The 13,693-nt window shown below is 58.2% G+C and carries 12 protein-coding genes; 3 read left to right on the top strand and 9 right to left on the bottom strand.

All coding sequences use genetic code 11. The features are described 5' to 3' along the window. Positions 1–126: 126 nt before the first annotated feature. The 3 genes from DW233_RS09400 to DW233_RS09390 all read right to left on the bottom strand — a co-directional run bounded on the left by DW233_RS09400 (position 127) and on the right by DW233_RS09390 (position 2,698). A complete protein-coding gene (locus DW233_RS09400) occupies positions 127–774 on the bottom strand; it encodes a DUF4230 domain-containing protein (protein ID WP_118267933.1) in 648 nt (215 codons plus the stop codon). A 248-nt stretch (positions 775–1,022) separates the two neighbouring features. After that, entirely contained in the window at positions 1,023–1,907 is an 885-nt protein-coding gene (locus tag DW233_RS09395) for a DUF6591 domain-containing protein (protein ID WP_118267931.1), read from the bottom strand. A 155-nt stretch (positions 1,908–2,062) separates the two neighbouring features. After that, the gene (locus DW233_RS09390) at positions 2,063–2,698 is read right to left on the bottom strand and encodes a recombinase family protein (RefSeq protein ID WP_118267929.1); all 636 of its coding nucleotides are present in this window, start codon (positions 2,696–2,698) and stop codon (positions 2,063–2,065) included. 237 nt (positions 2,699–2,935) lie between these two features. Here DW233_RS09390 and DW233_RS09385 point away from each other — a divergent pair, with 237 nt between their 5' ends. Further along, positions 2,936–4,036: an ATP-binding protein gene (locus tag DW233_RS09385; protein WP_118267928.1), complete on the top strand. Its 1,101-nt coding sequence runs from the start codon at positions 2,936–2,938 to the stop codon at positions 4,034–4,036. A gap of 45 nt (positions 4,037–4,081) precedes the next feature. Here DW233_RS09385 and DW233_RS09380 read toward each other — a convergent pair whose 3' ends face one another. The 4 genes from DW233_RS09380 to DW233_RS09365 form a co-directional block, all read right to left on the bottom strand. Beyond that, complete coding sequence (locus DW233_RS09380) at positions 4,082–6,574, bottom strand: excinuclease ABC subunit UvrA (RefSeq protein ID WP_118267926.1); 2,493 nt, start codon at positions 6,572–6,574, stop codon at positions 4,082–4,084. Between the two features lie 52 nt (positions 6,575–6,626). Next, positions 6,627–7,745, bottom strand: a complete 1,119-nt coding sequence (locus DW233_RS09375; protein WP_118267924.1) for an ATP-binding protein — start codon at positions 7,743–7,745, stop codon at positions 6,627–6,629. A 93-nt stretch (positions 7,746–7,838) separates the two neighbouring features. After that, a complete protein-coding gene (locus tag DW233_RS09370) occupies positions 7,839–9,842 on the bottom strand; it encodes a translation factor GTPase family protein (protein WP_118267922.1) in 2,004 nt (667 codons plus the stop codon). 306 nt (positions 9,843–10,148) lie between these two features. Then, positions 10,149–10,637, bottom strand: coding sequence for a GNAT family N-acetyltransferase (locus DW233_RS09365; RefSeq protein ID WP_117647402.1), 489 nt, complete (start codon positions 10,635–10,637; stop codon positions 10,149–10,151). 77 nt (positions 10,638–10,714) lie between these two features. On the opposite strand from DW233_RS09365, the gene DW233_RS09360 reads away from it, so the two are divergent. Further along, a complete protein-coding gene (locus tag DW233_RS09360; protein ID WP_055310006.1) occupies positions 10,715–11,011 on the top strand; it encodes a hypothetical protein in 297 nt (98 codons plus the stop codon). 48 nt (positions 11,012–11,059) lie between these two features. Here the strand turns inward: DW233_RS09360 and DW233_RS09355 are convergent, their stop codons facing one another. Next, positions 11,060–11,764, bottom strand: a complete 705-nt coding sequence (locus tag DW233_RS09355) for a class I SAM-dependent methyltransferase (protein ID WP_117778940.1) — start codon at positions 11,762–11,764, stop codon at positions 11,060–11,062. Between the two features lie 434 nt (positions 11,765–12,198). Here DW233_RS09355 and DW233_RS09350 point away from each other — a divergent pair, with 434 nt between their 5' ends. Continuing rightward, complete coding sequence (locus tag DW233_RS09350; RefSeq protein ID WP_117635536.1) at positions 12,199–12,600, top strand: hypothetical protein; 402 nt, start codon at positions 12,199–12,201, stop codon at positions 12,598–12,600. 125 nt (positions 12,601–12,725) lie between these two features. Here DW233_RS09350 and DW233_RS09345 read toward each other — a convergent pair whose 3' ends face one another. After that, a complete protein-coding gene (locus DW233_RS09345) occupies positions 12,726–13,538 on the bottom strand; it encodes a putative RNA methyltransferase (protein ID WP_118267920.1) in 813 nt (270 codons plus the stop codon). Between the last annotated feature and the right edge of the window lie 155 nt (positions 13,539–13,693).

Here is a 13,693-nt window from a genome sequence, read left to right as displayed (position 1 = left end):
ACGGACGCTAGGGAGCCACCCTTACACCAACATTTTCGACGCGATCGAGATGCCCGCTATCGCAACGTAAGGCATCGCGATAGCGGGCATTCAGCTGAATCAGTAATTTGATTTCAAAGGTAGATATTAATCTTCGAATTCGACATTGACCCTTACGTCTGGACCACAGAACGTCGACACCTGCTTTTTCACCAGTTTTACTGCACGTTCATCAGATTTTTCCAGCATGCCACTTTCTTGAACCTTTTGCCTCTGGTCCTTATCAGCCTGCTGAAGCAATTTATTTAAATCGTCCGTACTGACCTGATTCCAATTAAGAAAACCATTGTCCTCAACGTACTTTTTAAGCGAGTTCGGATCCGTTGACAACGTCACGATCTCGGAATGCGGAAGCGTAACATTAACAGATTTTATTACCGACTCGTTGTTTTTCGAACGATGGACTTTGACCTTCAGGTTCTCATCGTCTACGTTCAGGCCGATATCCGCCTTGCCATCGATGGTCGCTACATATCGCTTAGTAGTAAATGGATTGTTAAAACCAAACGGATTCCCTGCGTCGTCAATATATAGAACCTGAGTAAAATCGTATTCGTAGGTAAGCAACTTCGTTACCGGCTTAATTTCTTCCCGAATCGAATCATCGCTTATAACGGTCTGATCGCGCGTCAACCACAGGTACACGCAGCCGCCGCAAGCTGCAATCAAGCCTAACGCCAATAGGGCGACAATTATCTTCTGGCCAATTGTTTTAAACGGATTGGAAACGCTCATTTAGCCCTTGTCCTCCAGTTGTCCTCAGGGTAATTACGGACTCAATTCATTTATATTGGGTTTTGATGTCAACCAATTCAGAAAGGAAGGACTTAATTCCAACATAATATAAATACACATTCATACGTTAATTTAATACCTATTCTGCTGCACGTAACTTTAGAAAGATTGGGGCACAGACCATAGGCCGGCACCCCAATCCATACATAGGCATCATAACGCGTTGATCATTCGATCATACGCCCACGTTAATCAACTGAAACGCTGACGCCCATCCGCTGATCTCGGTCGCTATATCCGATCATCAGCTCCCGTCCCTTTTTATCCTTTGCGCAAAAACTGCTGTCATACGAATATTCGATGTCCTTGTATCCCTTTTTCTTGCAAGCTTTGATGTATTTGTCGTACCCATCATGATCGATGCCAAATGCGACAAACGAAAGGCAGTCTTTTTCGTCTAAAGACGTATAAACGATAGGGCAATCAGGCTTCGGCAAGGATTTTGCAAGGGCTTTTGTTGGCCAGTCATACGCCTTGACACCGCCCTTTGATGAAGTCGTATAGGTTTTCGACTTGAAACTATAGTACTCGAGATATATCTTTCCATCGCCGCCTAGATAGGCAATAGTCGCCACTGAAGGCTCCATCAGGTCATATTGATTCTGCTGGGCATTGGCGACATAGTCACCATGAATAATGCACGGAACGCTATCAACCGATTTTCGCTTCTCGACGATTCGCTGGCTATCCGCCGTCATTATCAGCGTTGAATAATCGTGCGCAGCCTCTTCCTCATCAAAAACGTCAGTAAACAGGAGTTTCTGTTCGTCAGTCAACTCCCCTTTCGGCTCAAACTGAATAGTGAACTGAGCAATATCGAAGCTCGATTTATTGTCATATTCAAATGTCATCATCTCGACGCCATCAACAACGCCTTCTGAGACACTCCAGTTTAGTTGATCGATTTTTACTGAATCCTTCTTACCTGGCTTTGGCTTCTTTCCACTTTTCTTAGTCGCTGCAAATGCGCATGTCGGACTCCAGCCGCGACCCGTAATTCCGAGTGGTAGAGAAATGCCGATTAGCGCCGCCGCGCTAAAAGCCAGAACTGCCGTAAATAACTTTTTCTTCATTACATATCCCTTGGTAGTCGTTTAACCTCCCCCTCGTCAAATAGCAGACGAATTGGCGACGCAGTGGCACTATTTGATTCAAGGGCGTGAACTGGATAAACATCGAGGGAAGGAGTGGGCCCTGTGCAATAAACTCCCCTCGTCAAAATGTCTAGCTAAAGAGGACGGACAGACGGCGAACGGTCATATCCGTTCACGTCCGCCCGTCTCCAACGATCAAACGTCGATGCGCTAACGTTCAAAAGCATTGCGGCCTCTTGCCTCGTAACCTCACCTCCTTCGAATGATTTGATGACATCGCGGTAGCTATCCGGACGTTCGAGCGTCGGTCTCCCAAACCTCACACCCCGCAGACGCGCCGACGCGATACCCTCCGCCTGGCGCTGCTTTATGTTTTCGCGCTCCACCTGAGCCACGTAGCTCAAAACCTGAAGCACTAGGTCGGCAATAAAAGTCCCCGTAATTCCATTGGGTTGTTCGCGTGTATCAAGCAATGGCATATCGAGCACCACGATGGCAACGCGTTTGTCCGTCGTTAGGCGACGCCATTCATCGAGAACTTCACGGTAGTCGCGACCCAATCGGTCGATACTCTTAATCACCAGAACGTCCCCTTCGCGCAGACGACGAAGAAGACGCTGGTACTGAGGACGCCTGAAGTCCTTTCCACTCGCTTTGTCAGCATAGATCAAATTCGTTTGGACCGGAAACCGCTCCAGCGCATCCAGTTGGCGATCCAGGTTCTGGTCTGCTGACGAAACTCGAGCATACCCATAGATTCTGTTTTTCATGATTGCCCCTATCAGCCGCACGATGGCAGCTTCAGCTCATCTGAGAGCCCACTCACAATAGGGCGTGCAAATTTCGCGAATGGGTTGAACCCATTTTCGGGCTCCAGCGTAAGCTATTCAAGCACCGCTTCGACAACGCACGGCGCCAACTTTATACTTTGAAATGAAATTAATCGTTTTTAATTGAGATTAACTAGAATAAAATGAAATTAACCTGAGACGCTAAAGGAGGGCATTGTGGAATACCTCGAAAACCCGTTTACCCCTAGCTTTGGCGAGGTTCCTGCCCATCTCGCTGGCAGACAACAGATTATTCGGGATTTGGACCGTGCCTTCTTGAGCCGGCGCAGACGCCCGGAATTGACCTCGATCTTCTCAGGCGCGCGTGGAACCGGTAAAACTGCTCTCATGTCGTCGCTCGCGACAAGGGCGGAATCCCATGGCTGGATTGCCGTAAAGACGACCGCGCTCTCGGGAATGCTTGAGGAAATCGAGTTCGGGGCCAAACGTGCTGCAGGCCATCTCATCGACCCGTCTAACAACTTCGAAGTCACCGGTCTCGGAATTGCACCATTCGGCAGTATCGAGGTCAATCGCGTTCACGATGTCTCAACCTGGCGTTATCGCATGAGCGACATCATCGACCAGCTCAACGAGGCGGGCACCGGTCTGCTCGTCACGGTTGACGAGGTGGACCCGACACTCGACGAGATGATTCAGCTCGCAGCGACGTATCAGCACTTTGTGACCGATGGGAAACGCGTCGCCCTGCTCATGGCGGGACTTCCCAACAACGTATCGACGCTACTGAACCACAAGACGGTCTCGTTCCTTCGCCGCGCCCAACAATATCATCTGGGTCGCATTGCCGACTATGACGTGCGCGAGGCCCTAATTCGCACAATCCAGGAAAACGATCGCCTAGCAGATGCTGAGGGAATCGATAGAGCCGTTCGCTCGATCTCTGGTTTTCCCTTCCTATTGCAACTCGTAGGCTACCGTGCCTGGGATCTTACAAGCGATTCGAAGGAAATCTCGTCACGTGACTTTGACCTAGGAATCAAAATCGCACGCGACGAGATGGATGACCGAATCCTCGCGGCAACCTATCGGGAACTCACTGCAGAGGACAAGCGATTCCTCATCGCCATGCTCGATGACGAGGAAGAGTCCACCACCGCTGACCTTGTCGAACGCCTTAAGCGTTCTCCGCAGCAGGTCTCCCGCTACCGACGCCGCATGATAGATGCCGGCATCATTGGAGAACGCGGGCGCGGAATCGTCGCTTTTGAATTGCCATTCTTCCGCGACTATCTCGCCGCTCAATGCGTTAAATAGAATAGAAGTCAATGTGACAAAGGGGCAGTCCCTTTGTCACATCGCCTATAGATAGCGGCCGGTAATGCTCTTGGAGCAAGCTGCGATGTCGCCCGGCGTACCGGCGCAGACGATTCGCCCGCCCGCATCGCCACCGCCCGGACCCATGTCGATCACATAATCGGCGTTACGGATAAGGTCGAGGTCGTGCTCGATCACGATAACTGTGGCGCCCTTGGCAACGAGGCCGTCAAACACACTCAGCAGCACCTGAACATCGAGCGGGTGCAGGCCGATCGTGGGCTCATCGAACACGAACACGGCATCATCCCGCACGCGGCCCATCTCGCTCGCAAGCTTAAGGCGCTGCGCCTCGCCGCCCGAAAGCGCCGGCGTAGGCTCACCAAGCGTGAGATAACCCAAGCCCAGGTCGTGCAAGGTCTGTAAACGCACCTGAACCTTCTTGAGTCCGACGGTCGCGTCGAGGGCCTCATCCACGCTCATATCCATAAGTTGCGGCAACGTAAGCAGGCTGCCGTCCTTGCCCTCGCGATGAATATGCGAAGCCGCGTCTGCATAACGCGAGCCACGGCATGCAGGACAGACGATCTCGACATCGGGCAAAAACTGCACGTCAAGCGATATCGAGCCCGTGCCATCGCATGTGGGGCAGCGCAAGGCGCCGGTGTTGTAGCTAAAGGCACCCGCCTTATACCCTGCCGCCTTGGCCTCGGGCGTGCGGGCGAAGGCGCGGCGCAGCTCATCATGGATGTCGGCATAGGTCGCCACCGTCGAGCGCACGTTGGCGCCAATGGGCGTGGCGTCAATCAGGTTGGCGCGCGCGATGCCCTCGACATCGACCCAACGCACGTGCCTCGGCAGGCGCTCGCCAGCCGCTTGCGCCTTGAGCGCCGGGATGAGCGTCTCGAGCACCAGTGTCGTCTTGCCCGAACCCGAAACGCCCGTCACCGCGACAAGGCGGCCGCGCGGGATATCGACTTCGAGTGGTTTGACGGTATGGATGGCATCGGTCGCCATGCGGATATGGCCTAGGTCGAACATTTCGTCGTCAGCCACCTGCGGGCGCAGACGCTTGGGGTCCGAGCGCAAGAACGGCGCGATGCGGCTGCCCTGCGATTGTTCGACCTCGTCTACCGTACCGGCGGCGATTACATGGCCGCCGCCTGCTCCCGCAACGGGGCCCATCTCGACCAGATAGTCGGCTTCTGCCAGCACGCGCGTGTCGTGGTCGACAACAACCACGGTATTGCCGTCGACCACCAGATCGCGCATTACGCCCACCAGGCCGTCGACATTGGCAGGATGCAAGCCGATCGAAGGCTCGTCCAGCACATACAGCACACCCGTCGATCGGTTGCGCACCACGCGGGCAAGCTGCACGCGCTGGCGCTCACCCGTAGACAGCGTGGCACCGGCGCGGTCGAGCGAAAGGTAATCGAGGCCCAGGTCGACCAGGCGGCGGGCCGTACTCAAAAACGAATCGCAGATGTCCCCGGCCATGGGCCGCATCTCGGTCGGCAAGGATGCGGGCACCCCGCGCACCCACTCAATCGCCTCGCCCAGCGTCATGGCCGCCGCCTGCGCCAGATTGATGCCGCGCACCTGGGGCTGGCGCGCGGCGTCGGAAAGACGCGTGCCGCCGCAATCGCGGCACGGTCCCTCGCGCAAAAAGCGCGCAACGCGCTTAAGCCCCTTATCGTCCTTAACCTTGGCGAGCGCATTCTCGACGGTATAGACGGCGTTGTAATAGGTAAAGTCGAGCGGCGTGGCGCCCTCGCCATTTTTGGGAACGTAGAGAATGTGCTTCTTAACCGCCGGACCATGGAACACGATGTCGCGCTCTTGAGGCGTGAGCTGGCTAAACGGCACGTCGGTGCGCACGCCCATCTCGCCGGCCACCTGCTTCATCAGATCCCACATCAGCGTGCCCCAGGAAAGCACCGCACCCTCGTTGATGGTCTTTGACTCGTCGGGCACCAGGCTCGCCTCGTCCACCTCGCGCATGACGCCGGTGCCTCCGCAGGTAGGACACGCGCCGCCACTGTTAAAGGCAAGGTCCTCGGCCCCCGGCGCATAGAACTCGCGGCCGCATGCGGGGCATGTGAGCGACAGGCCCGCGGCCACGTTAAGGCTCGGCTCCACACGCGCCCCGCAATGCGGGCACACGTGATGGGCGCAGCGGCTAAAGAGCAGGCGCAGGCTGTTGTTGAGCTCGGTCATGGTGCCAAAGGTCGAGCGCACGCCTGGCACGCTGGGGCGCTGATGCAGCGCGAGCGCCGCCGGCACGTGCAGCACCTCGTCCACTTGGGCGTGTTCTGCCTGCGTCAGGCGACGGCGGGTATAGGTGCTGAGCGCCTCCAGATAACGGCGCGAGCCCTCGGCATACAGAACTCCCAGTGCCAGCGAACTCTTGCCCGAACCTGACACGCCGGCAATACCCACGAGCCTTCCCAGCGGAATATCGATATCGATGTCTTTGAGGTTATGGACGCGCGCACCGCGCACCTCGATAGCGCTTGGTTGTTGCGACACCGTCATCGCTCCCCTTCCTGTTAGCCGAACGTGGCAAAGGGACTGTCCCTTTGCCACGTTACTCGTGCCATAAAACACAATCTCGAATGTACTCGCCCAGCATGGGCACGGTAAACCGGACGAGGCCATATCCGGCAGCCTCGATGACGCGCTCGCGAATCAGGCTTGCGCGATATTTGCTCGCCCAACTCTGAGTACGGTCGCAGCGCTCAATGATATCCGCCATACGCGTCGGTTTGCCCTCGTCAACCACCATAGCCTCGATAAAGAGGCGCTGTGGGGTGCGCAGCCCGTAATACAGAGGCGCGTCAACCGCTTCGTAAAACTCGGAGACGGCATCCGCATGGCCATCCTCGACATCGCGCCTTTCAATGAGTTGCGAGCCACGTCGGACGGCAGACCGCCACATGTAATATCCCACCAGCTGAACCATATAGGGATGCCCCATGCTCGCGTGCGCCGCAAGGTCCGCGGTCTCCGCATCAACGTAAAGACCAGCGCACTTGACCGTCTGGATATATGAATCGCGCACCTGGGGCAAAGAAATCGCCCCCAACGTACGCTGCTGGGCACGTCGCAAAAACGTCACGCTCGGCTCTTCGAGCAAATCGTCAACCATGTTAGGCAAGCCGGCAAAAACCAGCGCAAGACCACGCTGGTCGCCATCGGGCAAGCCCGTGGCATCCTGATCTCCCAGCACCTGCTGATAGAGAACGGCAAGGGCCGCCAGCTCCTCAATAGACGCCGATTGAGCCTCGTCAATCGCAAACAGGATGCCCTTGCCTGGACCGAGCTTCTTGAGCTTCTCGTTGACCAGCCCCCGCAACGTCTCGCCTTTTGCCCGCGCCGCCTCGACCGACATTCGGCCAAATGACGGCCCAAACTCCATTGACGTCACAACGGGTTTATTCGAGCGAAGCGCGTCGGCCAAGCGGTCGCATAAACCAAGCGAAGCGGAATCGGAGATAACCGCCCATCCGCACTCGCTGGCCAGACGTTGCAGCTCCCGCAGGAGAACCGTTTTGCCACAGCCGCGGTTTCCTGTAATGAGCATGAGTCTGCCCGGCGCTCCGGCACCGTTATCGAGCCCTTCCTCAAAATCTTCGATGACCGACTCGCGACCGATGAGTACCGGAGGCCGCTTGCCAGCCGTTGGCTTAAAGGGATTTGGATTCATGTCGGCCTCCTCGAATTGGCAAAGGCTGGTAATAGTTATACCAACTTATACCGAGTTATACCAACAGCAGGTGACAAAGAGGCCGCCCTTCTATCACCTATGGCCGAAAAACTCGGCGTCTGCTGCTCGCCAGGGGCGGAAGGTGGTGGGATCGATCTTTACGTGCGCCGCGGCGGGTACGTCGTACCATTTGACCGTGTAGCCGGCGCCGTGGGCGCAAAAGACCGAGTCGGGCGTGTTGGGCAGATCGGCCTCGGGCTCATAGGCGGCCGCCTCGATGACGCGCTCGGCATCATGGCAAGCCGCATAACCGGCAAACTCAAGGTACAAATGCCCGCGGCCGCTCGTGTAGGCAGCCACCTCCAGCGCATAATCCTGTACCTCGGATGCCGGTACGCGACCCACGAGCTTCGCCCGGTCACCCGCCATCGCCGGCGGCTCGTACTCCGCGCCCATGCGTGTGGCATCTGACAACGCCCGGCCCACGCACTCCCCCGGCACCTCGAGCTCAAAGTGGTACCACGGCTCCAGCAACACGTCTGCGCCGACCTCGCGCGCCTGCATCAAACCCTGGCGAATCGCGCGATACGTGGCCTGGCGAAAATCGCCGCCCTCGGTGTGTTTGGTATGCGCGCGGCCGCCCGTGAGCGTAATGCGCACATCGGTGATGGGCGAGCCCGTCAGCACGCCCAGGTGGTCGCGCTCCATAGCGTTGGTGAGTGCCAAACGCTGCCAGTTAAGATCGAGCTCGTCGGTCGAGGTCACGGTGCCAAACTGCACACCCGAACCCGCCGACAATGGCTCCAGGTGCAGATGCACCTCGGCATAGTGACGCAGCGGCTCAAAGTGGCCCACGCCCTCGACCGGCCGCGAAATAGTCTCCTTATAGAGAATGCCGCCGGGCTCAAACGCAACCGAAAGGCCAAAGCGATCGGCCAACACCCGCTGCACGACCTCGAGTTGCACGGCGCCCATCAACTGCAAATGGATCTGCTCAAGATGCGTATTCCAGCTTACGCCGAGCATGGGATCTTCGTCCGCCAACTCACTCAGCGCTTTAAACACCGCATGAACGTCGTGTTCGCCCGGCAGCACCGTATAGGTGAGGACCGGAGCGATGACGGGCGCATCGCCCGCGGGCTCCGTGCCCAGGGCGTCCCCTGGGCGAACGTGCGCAAGACCCGTCACGGCGCAAATACCGCCAGCAGCAACTTCTTGGGCAAGCTCATACTTCTCGCCGTTATAGATGCGTACCTGATCGACCTTCTGTTCCCACGCCTCGGCACTGGAATGCCCGCTGATCATCTGTTTTGCGCGCAGCGTGCCGCCGGTCACTTTAACCCAAGCCAAGCGCTCGCCACGATCCCCGCGGCTGACACGATAGACGCGCGCGGCAAACTCCGGGAGCCACGCCTGCTCACGCATCAGCGCGCATATACCATCCAGTAGCTCGTCAACGCCTTGGTCCTTGAGCGCCGAGCCGGCAAAGCAGGGAAAGAGCTTGCGCTCGGCAACCATGCGCGACAGCGTTGCGACAGAAAGCTCACCCGCTTCAAGAAACTCCTCGAGCGCCGCTTCGTCCAACGCAGCAGCGTCCTCCTGAACGGCGCCGCCCGCCAGCAGCTCGTTGGCATCCAGGCAGCCCTCGGAAAGACGCTGCCCGAGTTGTGCCAGCAAAACATCGCGGCCGGGATTCTCCAAATCGATCTTGTTGATGAAGATGAACGTCGGGATGTCATAGCGTGCAAGCAGGCGCCACAGGGTTTCGGTGTGCCCCTGCACGCCATCGTTGGCGCCCACCACCAGAATCGCGTAGTCCAGGGCACGCAGCGTGCGCTCCGCCTCGGCAGAAAAATCGACATGGCCGGGAGCATCCACGAGCATGACGTGGGTATCGCCGTGGTCGAGCACGGCCTGCGACGAGAAAATCGTGATGCCGCGCTCGCGCTCGATCGTGTTAGTGTCCAGATGCGAATCGCCATCGTCCACGCGACCGCGCTTGCGAATGCGGCCCGCGTTGAACAGCATGGCCTCGGCCAACGTGGTCTTGCCGGCATCGACATGCGCCAAGATTCCAACGACCGCTTGCTTCGACATGGCTCTCCTCTTATTGCAAGCCCATCGCACGCGGCAACGGGCGTTCACGCTCCACACTGGATGATACAATTTACGGGCCGGCGGGCGAAGCGGGCCCTATCCCCCGACCGAGCTCATCGCCCCGCGTTGCCGCGCGGCGATTTTCGTAGGTTCGCGCCTTGCGAAAGCCGGCACCTCCCCTTTTTGTCTGCCCGGGTTCATCTGGGGCGGTAACAATGCGAGTCCCACAACGACGCGTTTTACCAAAAATTGCCCCACTCGGGGCCATTTTTTATTTGAGCTGGGTGATGATACGTGCCTTGGCTCCTACGCCTCGCGCAGCCAATCAAACGCGACACGCGCCGTGCCGTCGGACACATAGACGATACCGACACGCTCGAACCCCGCCTTGGCGATGGCGCCCTGCATGGGCAAGTTGTCCTCGTGCGTGTCAATACGCAGGTGATCGGCACGCTCTTTGGCAAAGGCGAACATCGCAGCCGCGATACCGTGCACGGTGCCGTCGGATGCCACACGGTGCAGCACGGCGTACGGAGTGTCGCTGCGCCACCGACCGTCCTCAATGACGTCATAGCACTCGTCCGGACCCGGTAAAAAGGCAAACGTCGCTACCACGTGACCGTCAACTTCGCACACATAGCTGCCACCAGCGGCGATATCGGCAGCCAGCTGCTCGGCCGAAGGCGTGCCCTCGGGCCACTGCGTGGCGTTGCCATGCGCGCGCATAAAGGCGCGGGCCGCGTCATAGATAGCCATGACGGCGGGAATGTCGGTATCGAGGGTTTTTCTGATCATCACGCGGCGACCTCACGTTTATTGGTATCACTTTGATTGAGCAATGATACCAACGTTTGGAGAGGGGCGCGAAGCGGATGGGAAGCAAAAAGCGAGCCGCCTGGTCAAAGGCCAAAAGCGAGTTTTTGGGCGCTGCCACCGGCGGCGATATGAGCGATCTGTTTGCGCGCGAAGACGAGCGCCGCGACGCACTAGACGCCGAGCGCGATGAAGCCTGGCGCTACAAGTCGTGCGAACGCAAAAACCGTTACGACACGCGCGCCGAGGCCGAGGCAGTTATGGCCGACTGCGAAAACCGCGGGCGGCGCGGCCTTGCCTGCTACAAATGCGAATACTGCGGCGGATGGCATCTGACGTCGCACCCCTGGAAATAGACCCCGCATCGGCACGGCGCTGGCGAAGCGCCGGCCATCGTGCGCAAGCTACGGGCGCGGCGGCACCAAAACATCGTAGCGAACGGCCTTGCCCGCGAGCTGATAGCTCGGCTTAACGCCGGCAAGCAGCGGCCCCTTCACCGGCCGCTTGATAACGACCTTACGCGGGTGCACCGCAAGCGCGGCTTCGACCAGCGTCTCCTCATCGGCACACGGCTGTTCCAGATGATGCAAGAGTTGGAACTTCTTTTTCACCGCCGCGCTCTTGGTGCGCCCGGGAAACATGGGGTCCAGATATACCACGTCAGGAGCGGTGAGCTCGCCCTGCCCGATCAGCTCAGCTACATGGCGAAGGCCGGCGATGCTGTCCTCGCCCGCATGCAAGCGCATTCGTGCCACGGCTGTCGCAAGCGCCGGATCATCTGTCGCGCGATCCAAGGCATCCTTGAGAAGCGCCGCGATCACGCAATCCTGTTCATACAGATCGACGGTAAAGCCCGCGGCCGCCAGCAGCAGCGAGTCCTCGCCAAAGCCTGCTGTGGCATCAATCGCCCATGGTTGTTCGATGCCTTTTGTGCGCGCAGCCTTTACCAACAGCTCTTGCTGCAGACGACCCTGCTTGAGCCGTGGAAGCATGCGGCCAAAATCGGCACGCAACTCCATCGTGCCGTCGGTGAGCGTAAGGCCCTCGGACGTCCGCACGAGCTCGAGCCCAGCAGCCCGAGCAACAGAAAAGGGATCGACGACGCCCATGGACACTCCTTAGCAAACAAAACGAATACATGGGCGCCATTCATGTCGGCACCCAACCGTCCGTTATTGTCCCACATGCGACATGGTCCACAGCATCCCAATGCAAAGCACCGCCATCAATACCGTGCACACGGCAGCGATCACAGAATCACTCATGCGCCTTCCCAGCGACCGCGGCTCATGCACTTGCTTGACTCCGTACATCATGGCTCCTCCTTCGGTCCAGCTCTTACCATGGCCTCATCATCGCAGCGCCGCGCATGCGCTGCCATCGATTTGACTTACGTCCAGCTTTCCTTTTTGAAAGGTTGAACCGTGCAGGCAAGAGACGCTTTCAGGCGCATGCATCGCCGCGTTGAACTACAATGTGCTTCACCATATGTGCAGCACATAGGGTGCGCCAGGTTGGCGTACTCGTATCGAAAGGACCAGCCATGAGCTTCACTCGCAAGACACTCAAAATCCTTGCCCTGATTTATTTTGTTCTGGGCATCGCCAGTCTCGTCATAGGAATCGCCGGCATCGCGACCGGCAAGTTCGAGTCCACCTACGGATCGAACGCCATGCTCGCCGCGGCCGTGATTATCGCCAAGGGCCTCATCGATCTTGCCGCGGGCGTTGCGGGCATCAAGGGTGCCAACAAGCCTTCGCAGGTTGACGGCGCGTTTAAGCTCGGTATCGTTGCTGCAGTCGCCACGCTTGCCCAGGCGGTGCTCACGCTTCCCGCGTTTGGCGGCGACGCCATCAACTTTGGCGCCTTTGTCATCGTGGTGTACGACCTGTTCTTTGTTCAGCAGGCGCACGCCGTCAAGGCCGAGAACAAGGACCGCCTGTAAGCGCTCGCTTCTCATAGCCTCTGCAGCCAAGCAACTAAAAAGGGCCGATCGCACATCTCCGCGGTCGGCCCTTTGCATTTGCCCAGATAAAACCTGCCAAAATAAACCTGTCCCTTTTTGGTAGATTAGTGGCGGTACTCGGCGATGATGAAGTCGATGTCGGTCTGAAGAGTGTCCAGGTTTGCCAGGCGCTCTTTGTCGGCGGGGCGCGTACGGTAGTAGTACGGCGTCATCTGGAACACCGCCTCGATGTCAGCCTGGGTCTGGAGCGTAATGTTCGCAGACACCCGCTGCGTTCCCACCAACTCGAGCTCGGTCGTCTTCGGCAGCTTCTCGTCGTTAAGGTACGGCGTGTCGTAGAGCACCTCCTTGAGCCCAAACAGATGACGGGCACCCGGCACCACGGTGTAGAGCGAGCCCTCGGGTGCCAGCACGCGGGCAAACTCGCGCTCGTTAAAGGGGGCAAAGAGCTCGGTCACCATATCGAAGGCGCCATCGGCCACAGGGATATCCTTCATGTTGGCCACGAAGTAGGTCGCATCGCCGCGCTTGGCGGCCAGGCGCACCATCTCTTTGCCCAGGTCGAAACCGTAAGCATCCACGCCCGGCACCGCACCCATGGCGCTGGTGTAGTAGCCCTCGCCGCAGCAAATATCGAGCAAGGTCATGGGGCCGTTCGTAGACGCGGCACGTTCAGACACCCGCTCGCGCACCAGCTCGACCATCGCATCGCGCAACGGCGCATAGTAACCGCGGTTAAGAAAGTCGCGACGGCTGCGCGCCTGCGACTTGGGATCGCCCATGGAGTCGCCGCTCTTGGACGAGCGCAGCAGATACAGATAGCCCTCGCGCGCACGGTCAAACCGGTGTCCGCCCGCACATGCAGCACCGCGCTCGTCGTCCACCAACGGCTCATGGCAAACGGGACACAACAACATGGCAACTCCTTAGCGCGAACAACACAACGCCCACCATTGTCGCACGCCTTCCCCACCTAGTCATTGGGGACGTTCTTGAATGACTAAGGAGTGTCCCCAGCTGCCGGCAGAGACGATATGAGCAGGACATAAAACATTGAGAGCCCCTGCTGCAT

This window comes from Collinsella sp. AM20-15AC, from assembly GCF_003471405.1.
Classification (GTDB): Bacteria; Actinomycetota; Coriobacteriia; order Coriobacteriales; family Coriobacteriaceae; genus Collinsella.
This window is presented reverse-complemented; position numbering and strand designations above follow the sequence as displayed.

Coding starts and splice junctions, on each gene's coding strand:
- DW233_RS09400 (WP_118267933.1), bottom strand. CDS start 774: ATGAGCGTTTCCAATCCGTTTAAAACAATTGGCCAGAAGATAATTGTC.
- DW233_RS09395 (WP_118267931.1), bottom strand. CDS start 1,907: ATGAAGAAAAAGTTATTTACGGCAGTTCTGGCTTTTAGCGCGGCGGCG.
- DW233_RS09390 (WP_118267929.1), bottom strand. CDS start 2,698: ATGAAAAACAGAATCTATGGGTATGCTCGAGTTTCGTCAGCAGACCAG.
- DW233_RS09380 (WP_118267926.1), bottom strand. CDS start 6,574: ATGACGGTGTCGCAACAACCAAGCGCTATCGAGGTGCGCGGTGCGCGC.
- DW233_RS09375 (WP_118267924.1), bottom strand. CDS start 7,745: ATGAATCCAAATCCCTTTAAGCCAACGGCTGGCAAGCGGCCTCCGGTA.
- DW233_RS09370 (WP_118267922.1), bottom strand. CDS start 9,842: ATGTCGAAGCAAGCGGTCGTTGGAATCTTGGCGCATGTCGATGCCGGC.
- DW233_RS09365 (WP_117647402.1), bottom strand. CDS start 10,637: ATGATCAGAAAAACCCTCGATACCGACATTCCCGCCGTCATGGCTATC.
- DW233_RS09360 (WP_055310006.1), top strand. CDS start 10,715: ATGGGAAGCAAAAAGCGAGCCGCCTGGTCAAAGGCCAAAAGCGAGTTT.
- DW233_RS09355 (WP_117778940.1), bottom strand. CDS start 11,764: ATGGGCGTCGTCGATCCCTTTTCTGTTGCTCGGGCTGCTGGGCTCGAG.
- DW233_RS09350 (WP_117635536.1), top strand. CDS start 12,199: ATGAGCTTCACTCGCAAGACACTCAAAATCCTTGCCCTGATTTATTTT.
- DW233_RS09345 (WP_118267920.1), bottom strand. CDS start 13,538: ATGTTGTTGTGTCCCGTTTGCCATGAGCCGTTGGTGGACGACGAGCGC.